The sequence below is a fragment of the Streptomyces viridochromogenes DSM 40736 genome, assembly GCF_000158955.1.
GTDB lineage: Bacteria > Actinomycetota > Actinomycetes > Streptomycetales > Streptomycetaceae > Streptomyces > Streptomyces venetus.
The window spans coordinates 352,004-367,488 of sequence record NZ_GG657757.1 but is presented as its reverse complement, the minus strand read 5'-3'; the positions used below and the strand labels follow the sequence as shown (position 1 = coordinate 367,488).

General features: G+C 72.0%; 14 protein-coding genes and 1 pseudogene. 5 read left to right on the top strand and 10 right to left on the bottom strand.

Annotated elements, in window-relative coordinates:
* Position 1 precedes the first annotated feature (1 nt).
* Positions 2–640, bottom strand: a complete 639-nt coding sequence (locus tag SSQG_RS01725) for an ATP-dependent Clp protease proteolytic subunit (protein WP_039931763.1) — start codon at positions 638–640, stop codon at positions 2–4.
* 350 nt (positions 641–990) lie between these two features.
* On the opposite strand from SSQG_RS01725, the gene SSQG_RS01720 reads away from it, so the two are divergent.
* Positions 991–1,473: a VOC family protein gene (locus tag SSQG_RS01720; protein WP_003987933.1), complete on the top strand. Its 483-nt coding sequence runs from the start codon at positions 991–993 to the stop codon at positions 1,471–1,473.
* Positions 1,474–1,506: 33 nt separating this feature from the next.
* On the opposite strand, the gene SSQG_RS43610 is transcribed toward SSQG_RS01720, so the two are convergent.
* The 6 genes from SSQG_RS43610 to SSQG_RS01690 form a co-directional block, all read right to left on the bottom strand.
* Positions 1,507–1,776 (bottom strand): hypothetical protein, encoded by a 270-nt coding sequence (locus tag SSQG_RS43610; protein WP_003987930.1) that lies wholly within the window; start codon positions 1,774–1,776, stop codon positions 1,507–1,509.
* Positions 1,777–1,807: 31 nt separating this feature from the next.
* Entirely contained in the window at positions 1,808–2,707 is a 900-nt protein-coding gene (locus SSQG_RS01710) for an SGNH/GDSL hydrolase family protein (protein ID WP_003987929.1), read from the bottom strand.
* A gap of 89 nt (positions 2,708–2,796) precedes the next feature.
* Entirely contained in the window at positions 2,797–3,684 is an 888-nt protein-coding gene (locus SSQG_RS01705; RefSeq protein WP_039931762.1) for a geranyl diphosphate 2-C-methyltransferase, read from the bottom strand.
* Positions 3,685–3,727: 43 nt separating this feature from the next.
* Positions 3,728–4,795 (bottom strand): family 2 encapsulin nanocompartment cargo protein terpene cyclase, encoded by a 1,068-nt coding sequence (locus tag SSQG_RS01700; protein ID WP_052310425.1) that lies wholly within the window; start codon positions 4,793–4,795, stop codon positions 3,728–3,730.
* Between the two features lie 34 nt (positions 4,796–4,829).
* Positions 4,830–6,287: a family 2B encapsulin nanocompartment shell protein gene (locus SSQG_RS01695; RefSeq protein WP_039931760.1), complete on the bottom strand. Its 1,458-nt coding sequence runs from the start codon at positions 6,285–6,287 to the stop codon at positions 4,830–4,832.
* A gap of 990 nt (positions 6,288–7,277) precedes the next feature.
* Positions 7,278–8,285 (bottom strand): zinc-binding alcohol dehydrogenase family protein, encoded by a 1,008-nt coding sequence (locus tag SSQG_RS01690; RefSeq protein WP_208865704.1) that lies wholly within the window; start codon positions 8,283–8,285, stop codon positions 7,278–7,280.
* A gap of 151 nt (positions 8,286–8,436) precedes the next feature.
* Here SSQG_RS01690 and SSQG_RS01685 point away from each other — a divergent pair, with 151 nt between their 5' ends.
* Positions 8,437–9,234: a VOC family protein gene (locus SSQG_RS01685; RefSeq protein ID WP_003987923.1), complete on the top strand. Its 798-nt coding sequence runs from the start codon at positions 8,437–8,439 to the stop codon at positions 9,232–9,234.
* Positions 9,235–9,277: 43 nt separating this feature from the next.
* On the top strand, positions 9,278–9,979 hold the full coding sequence (locus SSQG_RS01680) for a ribonuclease H family protein (RefSeq protein WP_003987922.1): 702 nt from the start codon (positions 9,278–9,280) through the stop codon (positions 9,977–9,979).
* 1 nt (position 9,980) lies between these two features.
* Here SSQG_RS01680 and melC2 read toward each other — a convergent pair whose 3' ends face one another.
* Entirely contained in the window at positions 9,981–10,802 is an 822-nt protein-coding gene (melC2, locus tag SSQG_RS01675) for a tyrosinase MelC2 (protein ID WP_003987919.1), read from the bottom strand.
* 31 nt (positions 10,803–10,833) lie between these two features.
* Positions 10,834–11,199, bottom strand: coding sequence for an apotyrosinase chaperone MelC1 (gene melC1 / locus SSQG_RS01670; protein WP_039931758.1), 366 nt, complete (start codon positions 11,197–11,199; stop codon positions 10,834–10,836).
* Positions 11,200–11,616: 417 nt separating this feature from the next.
* Between melC1 and SSQG_RS01665 the strand changes: the two genes are divergently transcribed.
* Both SSQG_RS01665 and SSQG_RS01660 read left to right on the top strand, forming a co-directional pair.
* Positions 11,617–13,071, top strand: a complete 1,455-nt coding sequence (locus SSQG_RS01665; protein WP_039931757.1) for an MFS transporter — start codon at positions 11,617–11,619, stop codon at positions 13,069–13,071.
* Entirely contained in the window at positions 13,068–13,652 is a 585-nt protein-coding gene (locus SSQG_RS01660; RefSeq protein ID WP_003987916.1) for a TetR family transcriptional regulator, read from the top strand. The genes SSQG_RS01665 and SSQG_RS01660 overlap by 4 nt, the downstream gene beginning before the upstream one ends.
* Here SSQG_RS01660 and SSQG_RS01655 read toward each other — a convergent pair.
* A pseudogene (locus SSQG_RS01655) lies at positions 13,642–15,367 on the bottom strand (cholesterol oxidase substrate-binding domain-containing protein). The gene SSQG_RS01660 and the pseudogene SSQG_RS01655 sit on opposite strands and share 11 nt — an antisense overlap.
* Positions 15,368–15,485: the final 118 nt, after the last annotated feature.

Here is a 15,485-nt window from a genome sequence, read left to right as displayed (position 1 = left end):
GTCAGAGCCCCATCCGTCGCTTCTGGGCGGTCGGGCGGATGTCGGCGAGCGACTCCACGACCTGGTCGACGATGCCGTAGTCCCGGGCCTCCTCGGCCGTGAACCAGCGGTCGCGGTCGCCGTCCCGGGAGATGGTCTGCGCGCAGTGGCCCGTGTGCTCGGCGATGAGCCGCTCCATGGTCCGCTTGGTGTGCTCCAGGTTCTCCGCCTGGATCTCGATGTCGGCGGTGGTGCCGCCGATGCCCGCCGACCCCTGGTGCATCATGATCCGCGCGTTCGGCAGGGCGTAGCGCTTGCCGGGCGCGCCGACGCAGAGCAGGAACTGACCCATGCTCGCCGCGAATCCCATGGCGAGCGTCGAGACGTCGTTGGGGATCAGCTGCATCGTGTCGTAGATGGCGAGTCCCGCGTGCACGGAGCCACCGGGACTGTTGATGTACAGGCTGATGTCGGTGCGCGGGTCCTCCGCGGACAGGATCAGCAGCTGGGCGCAGACCCGGTTCGCGGAGACCTCGTCGACCTGGGTGCCGAGCAGCACGATGCGCTGCGCGAGCAACTGGGCGGCGAGGTGGTCGTCGAACCGGGTCGGAGGGGTGTCGCCCTCCTCCGCCCGCGGGGTGAGTGTGGTGAGTGGGGTCATCGGTTCTCCTCGTCGTGGCAGGAGCACCGCGGACGTGCCGCGGATGTGCCGTCGACTCCACTCTTGACCTCGGGCGACGCCCCCAGGCGATTTCTCTGCCGTCGGCAGATCCGCTCCCGGCAGAGCGCGGGCTCAGCCCTTCTCGCGCAACTGGCGGAAGAACGCCCGCACATCACCCACCAGCGACCCCGCCGTCCCGGTCAGCGACCGCCTCCTCCGGCAACTCCTTCGAGTCCGCTGGTTCGCCCGGGTGTACTCGCCACCCGTAATGGTGGCCGGAACGGCCGATGAGTTTCCGGGCCCGGACCGGTCGACACAGATGACAGCGACCCACACCCCGGGAGGTACTCATGGCATCCGACGGTTTCACCACGTGTCTCTGGTTCGACGGCCAGGCCGAGGAGGCTGCCCACTTCTACGTCTCGATCTTCAAGAACTCCAGCGTCGGCAAGATCGCCCGCTACCCCGAGGGAGCGCCCCAGCCCGCCGGCAGCGTGATGACCGTCGAGTTCACGGCCAACGGGCACCGGTTCCTCGGACTCAACGGCGGACCCGAGTTCAAGTTCAGCGAGGCCGTCTCCTTCATGATCTTCTGCGAGAACCAGGAGGAGATCGACTACTACTGGACCAGGCTCGCCGAGAACGGTGGCGAGCCCGGCCCCTGCGGCTGGCTCAAGGACCGGTACGGCGTGTCCTGGCAGGTCGTCCCGGACCGGCTCGACGAGATGATCACCGACCCGGACCCGGCGAAGGCGGCCCGCGTCACCCAGGCGTTCATGGCGATGGGCAAGTTCGACATCGCCGCCCTGGAGAAGGCGTACGCGGGCGAGTGACGTGCCGGCACGGGGGCGGAGCCGTCTCCGCCCCTACACCGTCTCGGCCGTCCGTCCGTGACGAGCAGGTTCCCGGCCATCAGGTCGCCGTGCGCCCAGGCCGGCGGCCCGGTGTGCCCGGGGGGCGCGCAGGGACTCCTCCCACACGGCCGTCACCGCCGCGGTGCCGGCCCGGCCCGCCGGCTGACCGAGGGCCTCCCGCACGAACCGGTCCCGGGTCGTCAGCCCCGACCGCTGCGGCAACTGTCCCGCGGTCAGCCGGCCGACGAGCCAGATGTCGATGTCCCTTTCGTCCTCATACATGCGCAGTGCGCACAGGGCGCCATTCGAGCGGTCAGCCGGCCGACTGTCGAATGGTTTTGGTGATCTCCCGGGCGATGCGCAGGATGCCGGGGGAACGCACCGGGCAGGGCTTCGGCGTGGAGGTGGTGGGCGCCAGGCAGAAGTGCAGGTAGTCGTCGTCGCGGTGCAGGGCCGTCCGGCCGCGGCCCGGCTGGGTGCAGTAGTCGGGATGGGCGCGCTCGTAAGGGGTGCAGGGCAGGTACTGCGTCCAGGTGTAGCGGCCGGTGGCCGGGCTCACCGCCTTTCCGGCGTCGGCCACGAGGCCGCCCGACGCGTCGGCCCGTTGCTCGTAGAGCGCGTTGACGCGCCGGACCCGGTCCGGGGTGATCGGGTCCGGACCCTGGGACACCCAGACGACGCTCGGGCGTGTGCTGCCTCCGGCCGCGGCGATCTGCTCGGTGAGCCGGCGCGCGTCGGCGGCGTACCGGGTGAAGTACCGGGCCGGGGACCTGTCATAGGTGATGCCGTCCATGCACGGTGTGTAGCCCCAGGAGTTGCCCCAGAACTGCAGCACCACGAAGTCGGGCCGCAGCCTGCGGACCAGAGCGGCGGCCTTGTCGGCGGCCGGTACCAGGGACCGGTCCGCCGTACCCTCCAGGTAGTCGCACAGCGTGGTGCCGGAGTACGGGGCGCTGGTGTACTCCGCCTTCAGCTCCCGGCGCACCTCCTGCCCGAGCACCCGCCGGCCCTCCATCGCCAGTGAGTCGCCGAGGTACAGCACCTTGGGCGCCGTCCTCGGTCCCGGGCCGGGGGAGGCGGGGACGCGCTGGTGGGTGGTGGCCGACGCGTGTGGCGCCGTCGGCGGTGGCTCCCCGGGCGCGGACGCCGGATCCCCGCACCCGCCGAGCAGCACCCCGGCCAGCAGCACCCCCACGACCCACGGCTTCCGCATGCGGCAACTCCCGCCCCCCGGCCACCGAAACGGCACTCAGGCAAGCACAGCCGGGCGCCGGGGGGAAGGCGTGTGCCGGACACGGTGGCTCACACGCGGTCGGCCGCGATCAGCAGATACTGGAAGCTGCCGTTCTTGTACGCGGTCAGGAACGTGTCCTCGATGCCCGTGACGAGATGGTCGGCCCGCTTGCGGAGCTCCCAGTAGGGGATGGTCGCGGCGGTGAGGTCCTCCACGTGGACGGGGACGAGCCGGTTGCGGGCCATGGCCCGGAAGTAGGCCGAGCGCGGATGGATGTCGCAGATGTAGTGGGCGTTGATCAGCGAGACCTCCCGGGAGGCCCGCCCGTAGGTGTCGTTGTAGCAGCCGGTGATCACCACGTAGCGGCCGCCGCGGCGCAGCAGCCGGGCGTGCTCGGCGAACAGCAGGTCCAGCTCCACGTACATCGTCGACTCGTTGTTCCACGACGCCGCGAACGTGCCCTGGGGGAAGCCGGTGTCGAGCATGTTCCGGCAGTGGTAGCGGACCTTGCCGTCGATGCCCCGGTGCCGGGCCTGCTCGTTGGCGAAGTCGGCCTGCTTGGCGGAGAGGGTCACTCCGTCGGCGCGGCAGCCGTACCGCAGGTGCGCCACGACACTGCCGCCGCCGCGCCCGCAGCCGGCGTCGAAGACCCGGTCCGCGGGGGAGAGGGGGCCGAGGTGTCCGGCGAGCAGTTCCGCCTGGGCGTGTTCCAGGCGGTGCAGTTCGGCCGTGACCCGGTCGCGGCGCCGGCCGGGATCCGGTTCGTCGAGCACGGACCGGTCGGCGTCTCCGACGCCGTAGTGATGGTGGTACAGGTCGTCGATCTTCCCGAGTTCGAGATTGACCGGGTTCTCCTCCGCGTTCCAGTAGTCGGCCACGCGGGTCTGGTACGTCGAGTCGGCGGCGGGGGACGGGGCCGGCAGCGATGCTGTCTTGGCGTCTGCGGTGGTGGTCAAGGACGGCTCCTCATCATTCCGGGTGGCGTCAAAAGACGGTCGGTCACCAGTAGTTGGGCAGGTGGTAGCGGTGGGTGTTGGTGGCGTGCCACTCGTGGTTGCCGGACACCCAGGACGCCAGGCCGCGGGCGTAGCGCTCGACGAGGGGCGAGCCGGCGGACAGCGCGGCGGACTCCTCCTCGAAGGCGTCCATGATCTGGTTGTGGATCTCCACGGCCTTCAGATAGGCGGCCTTCAGCCCGCACCGTTCCTCGGCGGCGACGACCAGCGGCAGGTTGAGGTGGTCGGGGTCGCCCGCCAGCTCCTTGGTGAAGGAGTACAGGTCGTTGACGATCGTGGTGGCGTTGCAGGCGAGCGCCGTGATGCGCTGGATCTCGGGGCGGGCGTAGACGGCCTCGGGCAGTTCCCAGCCGTCCACGGCGTCGACGATCGACAGACAGGGGCGGAAGTTGTTGAACTGCCGCATCACCAGGTACTCCCAGACGCGGGGCGTGTACCGCGTCTGCGCCCAGGCGGCCTCGGCGACGTAACCCAGGTGGAGCCGGGCGACGTCGTGGACGAACCGGTTGGTCTGGCTGGGCGTGGCGAAGGCGGCGTAGTCCCTCAGCGCGCAGTGGTACGAGCGCAGCGGCCCGTCCGCCGTCAGGCCCCGGCGCCACTCCCGCTCCACTTCGGGTGGGCCGTGGTAGGGATCGAGCGCCGACTGGGCGATGACCAGCCGTCCGCCGAGGCCGCGTGAGGATCCGCCCCTGTCCTCGTCCTCCGAGCAGTAGCAGCTGTCGACGAGGTTCTCCGCCAGCAGCAGCTCGCCGGCGACGGTGAGGCGGTCCAGGTCGGCGGCGCCGGGATGCTGCAGCACCACGGCCCTGCCGAACTGGAACCCCGCGAAGTCGCCCGTCCACGCCGGCGGGAACAGCTTGAGCTCGTGCGCCCAGGCCTCCAGCCTGCGGTCGATCTCCTCGACCTTCTCGGGGTCGGGAGGCACGGCGGGCCGGTGGCGGAGCCCGGGGACGGGTTCGCCGGGGCGGGGGTGTCCGCCGCGGGTGACGGACGGGGGGCCGCTCGGGGGTGAGGGGGGTGTGAATCCCGGGGAGGGCGCGGGTGGGGTCAGGGGCGTGTTCACCGAGGTACTCCGCTCCACCCCGTCAGCCGGCCGTCCGGCCGATCTGGACGTTCTCCAGGATGCCCGCGGCGTCGGGGACCAGAATGGCCAGGGAGTAGTACGCGGTGACGAGGTAGCGGATGATCGCGGTGCCGTCGACGCCCATGAACCGTACGTTCAGGCCGGGCTGGTACTCCTCCGGGATGCCGGTCTGGAACAGGCCGACGACCCCCTGGTCGGCCTCGCCGGTGCGCAGCGCGATGATGCTGCTGGTGTGCTGGTCGCTGACCGGGATCTTGCCGCACGGGAAGAGCGGGACACCGCGCCACGCGGGCACCTCGTGCCCGTCGACGTCGACCGTGCCCGGCACGAGCCCGCGTTTGTTGCACTGCCGGAAGAACGCCGCGATGGCCTTCGGGTGGGCCAGGAACAACCGTGTCTTGCGCCGCATCGACAGCAGCTCGTCCAGGTCGTCCGGGGTCGGCGGGCCCGAGAAGGTGCTGATGCGCTGGCTGTAGTCGACGTTGTGCAGCAGCCCGAACTCGCGGTTGTTGACCAGCTCCCACTCCTGCCGCTCGCGGATCTCCTCGATGGTCAGCCGGAGCTGCTGCTCGGTCTGGTCCATCGGGTCGTTGTAGAGGTCGGCGACCCGGGTGTGGACACGCAGCACGGTCTGGGTCAGCGACAACTCGTACTCGCGCGGGGCGAGTTCGTAGTCGACGTATCCACCCGCGAGCACCGGCTCGCCCACGTGCCCGGCCTGCACCGGCACGTCCGCCTCGCCCTTGCGGTTCACGGGCTTGCTCTGCCGCTCGGCATAGGCCGCCAGATGGGCCGCGAGGGACGGGACACGGTCGGTGTACTCCTGGAGCGCGTCCCAGGACAGCACCAGCACGACGCCGGAGGTCTCGGCCCGTACGGACGTGAGCCACAGCGGGTCGGCCCGTCCCACGGCCTCGTCACCGAGCCCCTCGCCGTCCGTGACGACCCCGATGACCTCCTCCTCGCCGTACTTGCCGGTGGCGTACCGGGTGAAGCGGCCGTGCACGATCAGATAGGCCTCGGTGACGGGCTGGCCGGCCTCGAAGAGCACCTCGCCGACGCGGACCTCGCGGGCCTCGAACCGGGAGGCGATCTGCTGCAGCGCCTCGGTGTCGGAGTAGCCGCGCAGCGCGGGCAGTTCGGTCAGCGTCTGGGGGATGACCCGGATGTCGTCGGCGCCGTTCTGCTCGAACTGCACCCGCCCCCGGCCGAGCCGCAGTGTCAGACGCCGGTTCACCCGGTAGGCGCCGCCCCTGACGTCGACCCACGGCAGTGTCTTCAGCAGCCATCGCGAGGTGATGGCCTGCATCTGGGGGACGGACTTGGTGGTCGTGGCGAGGTTGCGTGCCGCCTGGGTGCTGAGGCTGGTGATCGGCGCCCCGGCCGCGCCGGCGCCGTCGGACGGATCGGGGGCGGGGTCGTCGGTGGTGGGGCCGGTGGTGCTCTCGGGTGCGGACACATTCCCTCCCTGAGGGTGAACGGGGTGATCGGGCGCGCGGAACGGATGCGCGGGGACGAGCGGAAGTGATCGCCCGGGCGTGCGGCAGCCGACGGGCCTGAGGGGAGCGGTCGACAGGGGTGGGTGAAATGGAGTGGTCGGAGGGGACGGCGGAGTGGCCGGCGCAAACGGCGGCCTCGTGGCGCCGGTGAGCCGGACGGGCCGCGGGTCCAAGCCAAACAGCGGGAGAGGCGGCTGGATAACGGCGTGAAGGGGGCGGTTTCTCGCGCCGGAGGTGGCAAACCCCGGATCGGAGCGGAGAGGAAACGCTCGCACGACCGCACGCCGCCCCACACCCGCTGCCGCCCGGCGCGCAGGCCGCACAAACGCCACCCCACCGCGCCCCCCGGGGGGACCGCGCACCACGTCCCTGCGCTCCCTCGCCTCCCGACCACGTCCCCGCCGCCTGCGCCCCGGCCACCGGTCCGTACAAGGCCACCGGCCACGGCCACCGCCCGCGCGCTCCCGGCCGCCGGCCCCGCGCGGGGCCTGCTGGCGACATGCCGCGTTCGTCTCCCGGTCACCGATCCGAATGCGACCCCCACGGATCTGTGGTCGCGGCGACCGTCAGCCGGCTTTCGCGGCCATGGACACGCCCGCGCGATCTGCCGGCGACGGGCTGCGATCGCCTCCCGGTTCCCACGCTCATACGGCCACCGACCACTGGCCACCGGTCAGCGCTCCCCGCCATAGGTGCGTCCTCGCGGTCCGCCGGCGACGGGCCGCGCTCGTCTCCCGGTCCTTGGTCCGTGTACGGCCACCGGCCACCGGCCACCGGCTTCCGGTCGCAGCGAGCGCAGGCCCGCGCGCCCCTGTCCATGGCCTGCCCACGCCTCCGTCCACCGGACGGGTGCTTCCGGCCACCAGACCGTCCACGACCACAGGCCCCCGCGCCCGGCCCGCCCACGGCCCTGCCACGCCCGCCCCCAAGGGCGCAGCCACCGCCCGTCCTCACCCCAAGTCGTTCACCAGTACGGCCGCCCCGTCGAATCGCCCTGCCTTCAGGTCGCTGAGGGCCTCCGTGGCGCGGGACAGGGGGTACGGGTGGGTCGTCGCGTGTACGCCGTGTCTCGCCGCGAGGGTCAGGAACTCCCGGCCGTCCTCGCGGGTGTTGGAGGTGACGCTGCGGAGCTGTTTCTCGTAGAACAGTTCGGTCTCGTAGTGCAGGGGAGGCGTATCGGTGAGGTGGATGCCGGCGACGGCCAGGGTGCCGCCGCGGTCCAGGGCGCGCAGGGCGACCGGGACCAGGTCACCCACCGGGGCGAACAGGATCGCGCTGTTCAGCGCCTCCGGCGGCCTCGCGTAGGCGTCCTGCGCGGACGCGGCGCCGAGCTCCAGCGCCAGCCGCCGGGCATCGGCGCCGCGCGTCATGACGTGCACCGTGGCTCCCTCGGCGATCGCCACCTGCGCGCACAGATGGGCGCTGCCCCCGAAGCCGTACAGCCCGAGCCGCCCGCCGGGCGGCAGCGCGGCCCGTCGCAGGGCGCGGTGGCCGATGATGCCGGCGCACAGGAGGGGCGCCAGCGCCAGGTCCGAGACGTCCTCCGGCAGCCGGTAGGCGAACGCGGCGGGCACCGTCGTGTACTCCGCGTAGCCGCCGTCGGCGTGCCATCCCGTGTACGCGGACCGCGCGCAGAGGTTCTCGGCGCCGCGACGGCAGTATGCGCAGCTGCCGTCCGTGTGGCGCAGCCAGGCCACGCCGACCCGGTCGCCCGGGACGAAGCCACGTACCGCCGCCCCCGCCCCGGCGACCTCGCCGACGACCTCGTGACCGGGCGTGACGCCCACCCGGCGCACCGGCAGGTCGCCCTCGGCGACGTGCAGGTCGGTACGGCACACACCGCAGGCGCGAACCCGCACCAGCAGCTCGTCGTCCGCGGGCACGGGCACCGGCTTCTCGACCAGCCGCAGAGCCCCCTCCTCGACCGGCCCCGGCCGCACCACCGACCACGCGCGCATCGTCCCGTCCGCCATGCCGTCGCTCCCCGTACCGCCTGACGCCCTCCCTGCCCAGTCTGCGGCGGAACCGCCCGTTCGGCGCGCGGGCGGGCCCAGGGGTGACTAGCGTGAAGAAACGGACCAATCCACCCTTTTCGAGAGGCTCGCAGTCATGGCCGTGCAACCCGAAGGAACCCCCTGCTGGGTCGACGCGATGTTCAGCGACCTGGAGGGCGCCAAGAACTTCTACGGAGACGTTCTCGGCTGGACCTTCGCCGAGGCGTCCGCGGAATACGGCAACTACACCCAGGCCTACGCGAACGGCAAGGCGGTCGCCGCCGTCGTCCCGCCCATGCCCGGCCAGGAAGGCCAGTCGCAGTGGTGCCTGTACTTCGCGGCCGACGACACCGCCGCCACCGCGGCCCGGATCCGCGACAGCGGAGGCGAGGTGCTGATGGAGCCGATGCAGGTCGGCGACTTCGGCACCATGTGCCTGGCCCGCGACCCCAGCGGTGTCGTCTTCGGAGTCTGGCAGGCGGGCAGCCACGAGGGCTTCGAGGCCACGGCCGAACCGGGCGCCTACACCTGGGGCGAGGTCTTCACCCGCGAGCCCGAGAAGTCCGACGCGTTCTTCCCCGCCGTCTTCTCCTACCGGCAGCGGGACATGGAGGGCGGAGAGATGGACTTCCGCATCTACGACCTCGGTGAACGCCCCGTGCTGGGCCGGATGAAGATGACGGAGGAGTTCCCGCCCGAGGTGCAGCCGTACATCAACGTCTACTTCGGCGTCGAGGACTGCGACGAGGCCGTGGCGAAGGCCACCAAGCTCGGTGGTGTGCTGAGGTTCGGGCCGATGACCACGCCGTTCGGCCGGTTCGCCGCCCTCAGTGATCCGCAGGGCGCGAACTTCTCGGTGATCGACACCACGACGACCGAGGGTGACATGCCGAAGCTGACCGACGTGTCGTAGGCGCGCCCCACCCTCCCGGCGGAGCCACTCGTGCGGCCATGGCATGATCGAGCCCATGCCTGAACGTGTTGTGGCCGCGTGTGACGGGGCTTCGAAGGGAAACCCCGGGCCCGCGGGCTGGGCCTGGGTCGTCGCCGACGCTTCCGAGAGCCCGGTGCGCTGGGAGGCGGGGCCGCTCGGCAAGGCCACCAACAACGTCGCGGAACTCACCGCGCTGGAGCGCCTGCTGACAGCCACCGACCCGGACGTGCCGCTCGAGATCCGGATGGACTCGCAGTACGCGATGAAGGCCGTCACCACCTGGCTGCCCGGCTGGAAGCGCAACGGCTGGAAGACGTCCGGCGGCAAGCCGGTCGCCAACCAGGACCTCGTCGTGCGCATCGACGAGCTGCTGGACGGCCGCTCGGTCGAGTTCCGCTACGTGCCCGCCCACCAGGTCGACGGCGACCGGCTCAACGACTTCGCCGACCGCGCGGCCAGCCAGGCCGCCACCGTCCAGGAGGCCGCGGGCAGCGATCAGGGTTCGCCCGAGCCGCCGCCCGCCCCCGACGTCCCGGCCAAGGCGCCTCGTTCCCGGTCACGCGGCGGCGCGGCACGCACCGCGAAGAAGACCTCGTCCCGCACCATCAAGGCCAAGTTCCCGGGCCGCTGCCAGTGCGGCCGCTCCTACGCGGCGGGCGAGCCCATCGCCAAGAACGACAGCGGCTGGGGTCACCCGGAGTGCCGCACGGCCGCGACTGCCTGAATCAGGCGTCGAACGTGTAGTGCGCCGTGTGGTCCAGCAGATCCGCCGGACTCGTGTCGTGCCACGGCCTCATCGTCTCGTTGAGGTCGATCACGTTGGGGGTGCCCGAGACCGGAAGATAGCCGGAACCGGGGTGCCGCCGCTGCCACTCGGCCCACAGCTTGTCGATGTACGCGTGGTGCAGCCAGAACACCGGGTCGTTGGGGGAGGCCCCGGTGGCCATGTGCCCGCCCACCCAGACGTGGACGCGGTTGTGCAGGTTGACGCCCCGCCACCCTTCGAGGTGGTTGCGGAAACCGTCCGAGGCGCTGTTCCAGGGCGCCATGTCGTAGGTCGGCATGGACAGCACCGACTCGACCTCGGCCGCCGTGGGCAGCGGGCGTCCCCCTGAGCCGAGGGAGCGCCGCAGGAACGTACGGCCGTCGACGCGCACATTGACCGGCCAGCCGCCGGAGGCCGCGGCGAACGGCCCGTCCGACACGCGGCCGTCCCGCTCGCGCCCGGTGCCCCCCAGGAAGTCGGGCGCCCACAGGGAGGCGCGCGGCGACCGGTCGACGGTCCAGTCCCAGTACGGCAGCGCCACCGACGCGTCCACCGACTGCAGTGCCCGCTCGAACTCCAGGAGGAATCTTCGGTGCCAGGGCAGGAAGGACGGTGAGCGGTGGCCCGTCCGCTCGCCGTCGTCGGTGTCGGAGACGATGAACGCGTTGTGCGTCGTGACGAACGCGTCGTAGCGGCCGCTGCGCTTCAGTTCCATGAGGGCGGCGACGAAGCGCCGCTTCTCGTCGGTGGTCAGGGCGGACTGGTTCTTGCGGACGGTCATGTGCGGGTGCTCCAGATGCCTTTCGGTTGGGTCAGTTGGCGGGGAAGGGCAGCAGTGGCGCGCCCTGCAGCTCGTCGACGGCGGCACGGGCGGCGGCACGCGGGCTGGCCACCGGGTCGTAGTGGCTGACGACGCTGATCCAGGTGCCGTCGGCGTTGCGCATCACGTGCAGCTCCACCCCGTCGACGAACACCGCGTATCCGGCGCCGTGGTGGTGATGGCCGACTCCTTCGGCCGGCCGGCCCTGTATCCGCCGGCCCTTGTAGACCTCGTCGAAGGTCCCGGGGGAGTCGTGGTGTGCGGCGGCGACGGCCGGTGCCGTGCCGGACAGCGTTCCCGCGGCCGTGGCGAGGACGGCCGCGGCGGTGAGCGCACGGCGACGGCTGAGTTCCGGCATACGGATCTCCTGGGTTCGTTCGGCTGATGACCCCGCATGCCTACCGGCCCCTCCGCTACCGGAAGAAATCCGCACGATCCGGTTGGCAGCGATCCGGGCAATTCCCCTTATGTCGTGCAAGGTTGAACGAAGATGATCTTGCTGTGCGGCGCGGCCGCGCCGGTTGCGGAGGGGGAAATTCCGCCCGCTGCGGGGGCTGCGGCGGCTGTTTCTCCCCGTGGGGTCCGGTGCTCGTGGTGAGCGTCACGCCGCGAAACTGGCGCGATCCGGTGGTCCGGTCGATGGCGGCGCCTCGGGGGCCGCAGCCCTGACGAGGGGTATCCGTACCCCACCCCTGTTTGGTGAATGAGAATTCACCAAGTATGGTGAATGGAAATTCACCCGCCACCCTCACCAGGCGCAGCCGCTGGAGTGCCGATGGACCGGACCGCCGCGATACGCACCCGGCTCACCGTCCCGGTGCTCGCGTTCGGCGGCATTCTCATGGCCGTCATGCAGACCGTGGTCGTCCCGCTGCTGCCCGACCTGCCCCGGCTGACCGGCGCCTCGGCGGGCGCCGTCTCCTGGATGGTCACCGCCACCCTGCTCTCCGGCGCCGTCCTCACTCCGGTCCTCGGCCGGGCCGGCGACATGTACGGCAAGCGGCGGGTGCTCATGTCCGCCCTCACACTGATGACGGCGGGCTCGGTCCTGTGCGCCCTCTCCTCCGACATCGCGGTGCTGATCGCCGCCCGCGCCCTGTCCGGAGCCGCCGCCGCGGTCGTCCCGCTGTCCATCAGCATCCTGCGGGACGAACTGCCGCCGGAGCGCCGGGGATCGGCCGTGGCCTTGATGAGCTCCACCGTCGGCATCGGCGCCGCGCTCGGCCTGCCGCTGGCCGCGGTCCTCGTGCAGTACGCGAACTGGCACACCATGTTCTGGGTGGCCAGCCTCCTCGGGGCAACGGGCGTGACACTGGTGTGGTGGGCGGTGCGGGAGTCGCCGGTGCGGCAGCCGGGCCGTTTCGACGTGCCGGGCACGCTGGGACTGGCCGCCGGGCTGGTGTGCCTGCTGCTCGGAGTGTCCCAGGGCGGGCAGTGGGGGTGGGGCAGCCCGCGCGTCATGGGCCTGTTCGTGGCCGCCGCCGTCGTGCTCGCGCTGTGGTGCCGGCAGCAGCTGAGGACCGCCCAGCCCCTGGTGGACCTGCGGCTGGTGGCGCGGCCCAGGGTCGGACTGTCCCATGTGGCGGCCCTGCTCGCCGGGTTCGCCTTCTACGCCAACACCCTCGTCACCGCCCAACTGGTGCAGGCACCCGAGGCCACGGGATACGGGCTCGGTCTGTCCATCGTCGCCACCGGCCTGTGCCTGCTGCCCAGCGGCATCGTCATGCTGCTGCTGTCGCCGCTCTCCGCCCGGATGTCCGCCGCGCGCGGGCCGCGCGTCACGCTCGCCGCCGGAGCGGTGGTGATCGCCGCCGGGTACGCGGTCCGCATCGCCGACAGCCGGGAGCTGTGGATGATCGTCGCGGGCGCCACGGTCGTGGCGACCGGGACCACCCTGTCCTACTCGGCGCTCCCCACACTCATCCTGCGGGCCGTACCGGCCGAGCAGACCGCCTCAGCCAACGGCGTCAACGTCCTGATGCGGACGATCGGCCAGGCATGTTCCAGCGCCGCCGTGGCCGCCGTCCTGGTGCACCACACCAGCATGGTCGCCGGCGCACCCGTGCCCACCCTGCACGGCTATCTGCTGGCCTTCGCGATGGCCGCAACGATCGCCCTCCTGGCCGCCGCGGTGGCGCTGTGCATCCCCCGTGACGCCGCCCCCGACGGACCGGAGCCGGCCGCGGACCGCACCCGGGGCGCGCGCGAGAAGGCGATGGAGGGACCATGAGTGCCGTGAGCACCCCACACGTCACGCCCACACCCGCCCGCCGGGACGCCGAGGCGACCAAGGCGGCCATCCTGAAGGCGGCCCGTCACCTGCTGGCCCGGCACGCGCACGCCGACATCACGCTCAAGGCGGTCGCCGACCGCGCCGGCGTGAGCCCGCCACTGATCCTCAAGTACTTCGGCAACAAGGACACGCTCTTCGCGCGCGTCATGTCCTTCGAGACCGACGCCGACGCGCTGCTGGCCGCTCCGCTCGACGGACTCGGCCCGCACATGGTCCGGCACATGCTGCTCAGCCAGTCCGAGCAGGGCGCCGACCCGCTGCTGCGGATCGTCTTCGCGCCCCTGCACGGCGAGCAGGGCGACATCCTGCGCGCCAACTTCCGCACCCAGGTGACCGACCGCCTCACCGCCCGCCTCACCGGCCCCGACGCGGGCCTGCGCGCCGAACTGGCCGTCGCGACCCTGCTCGGCCTGGGGGTGATGTACGGCATCGCCCGCGGCACCGAGGTGCGGGCGACCGCGATCGACGCCCTGGTGGACCGGTACGCGCCCACGGTGCAGGCCTATCTCAGTCCCTGAGCACCGGGCCGAACAGCTTGTCCAGGAAGGCGTTGCCGTACACGCGGTGCGGGTCGAGCCGGTCCAGCGCCGCGTCCGCCTCGGCCCACTCCGCCGTGCCGACGGCGGCGGGCACCACCGTCCTCAGCACCTCCTCGTCGCTCCACACCCCGTCGTCCGTGTACGCCCAGCCCTTGGACCACTCCACCCGGGTCAGGGCGAAGCCGCCGTCGAAGGTGCGCAGCAGGAACCGCTCGATCTCGCGCAGGAACGCCTCCGCGTCCGGCGTGCCCGGCAGCGTCAGGACGTCCAGCCACACCGCCGTGTCCCACTCGGGGTGGTCGGCGCGCGGGCGGAGCGCGGACAGCAGGGGCGGGCGGGCCCCGGCCACCCCGGCGTCGGCCGGGTCGTCCAGACCGGTCACCCGGATCTCCACCGAGCCGTTGACCGGGAAGCTGCCCCGGGCCGCGTACGCCGTCAGCCGCTCCCGGTAGAACGCGGCGAACTCGGAGACGACCCGCTGCACCCGGTCCCGCGAGGTGAGCACCGCGTAGCCGTCGGCGTGGACCCGCAGAGTGCTCGGCTTCAGATACAGCAGCGTGTTCTTGGACGGTCCCCACAGATCGGCGGAGGCCGTCGTCACCAGCCCGAGCGCGGCCGCGTCGTACTGCGCCGTCCCGAGCAGCGGAGCCAGGTACCAGGCGGCGTCCGACGTCATCCGGCCCACCAGCCCCGCCACCGGGGCCGGGATGTTGTCGGAGAACGGGTAGTTGTACGGGTGCCGCACGTGCCGCGACGTCAGCGGCCAAGGTGGGGGAGACGCTCCACACCTTCAGCCAGGGGTGCTCGGTGAAGGCGAACCAGATCGCCTCGACCCGCCCGGCCTCGTCCAGGAAGCTCGCGAAGCTGCGCCTGTCGCCCGAGCCGGGCGCGGCGAACAGTTCTCCCGCCGGGATGTCCGTGCGGCTCACACACCGCAGGCTGGTGTTCGCGCCCACCCGCAGCACCACCTCGGTCACCAGGGACCGCCCGAGGTGGGTCAGCAGCGCGGCGCAGTCCGCCTCGTCGCGGTGGAACGTGCGCAGCGCGTACGCGCCGGTCCGGGAGTCCCACACCACGGCCGTCAGGGACAGGACCAGGTTGCTCAGCGAGCCGTACGTGTGCCCGGCCGGGCGCTGCTCGCCCCGCGCGGGTACGGCGGTGCCGTGCGCGTCGACGGCCAGGGCGCCGCCGAGCGTGAGCACGCCGGGAGCGGGCGTGGCCGTGACGCCGAGGCCGTGCTCCTCCAGACAGGTCAGCAGAGCCTCCATGGTCACGCCGGTTCCGGCGCGCACGGACGTGGGCGACTCCAGGGCGAGGCCCGTGAGGTGGGGAGCGGTGTCGACCAGGAGGACGGGTGCACCGGCCGGTGTCCCCTCCGTCACCGTCAGGGGCGACCAGCCGTGCGAGGCGCCCCGGGCGCGCACCCGCCACCCGTGCCGCCATGCCCAGTTGACGACGTCGACCACCTGTTCCGGCCCCGCGGGCGCACAGGCCCACAGGCCGTCGGCCGTGATCTCGCCGACCCAGTTCCGGTACGCCGAGCGGTACAGCGCGACGTCCGCCGGGAAGTCCGGCAGCTCCGCCGCGGCCACCGCCGGATCCGCCGGCAGCCCCGGTACGGCGGCCAGGGTGGCGGCAGTGAGGAGGAAGCCCCGGCGCGTCCAACGCGGGTCGTTCGACGGAAAGTTGCTCACTGAACCAGTTGTCACGTGAAGCCACGCTAGAGGCCCGTTGACACGTGACGTGTTCCTGTCGAATGTATTCACTCGTGTGAGTGAATCGGTCGGGATCCGTCGACCGGATCCGGATGTT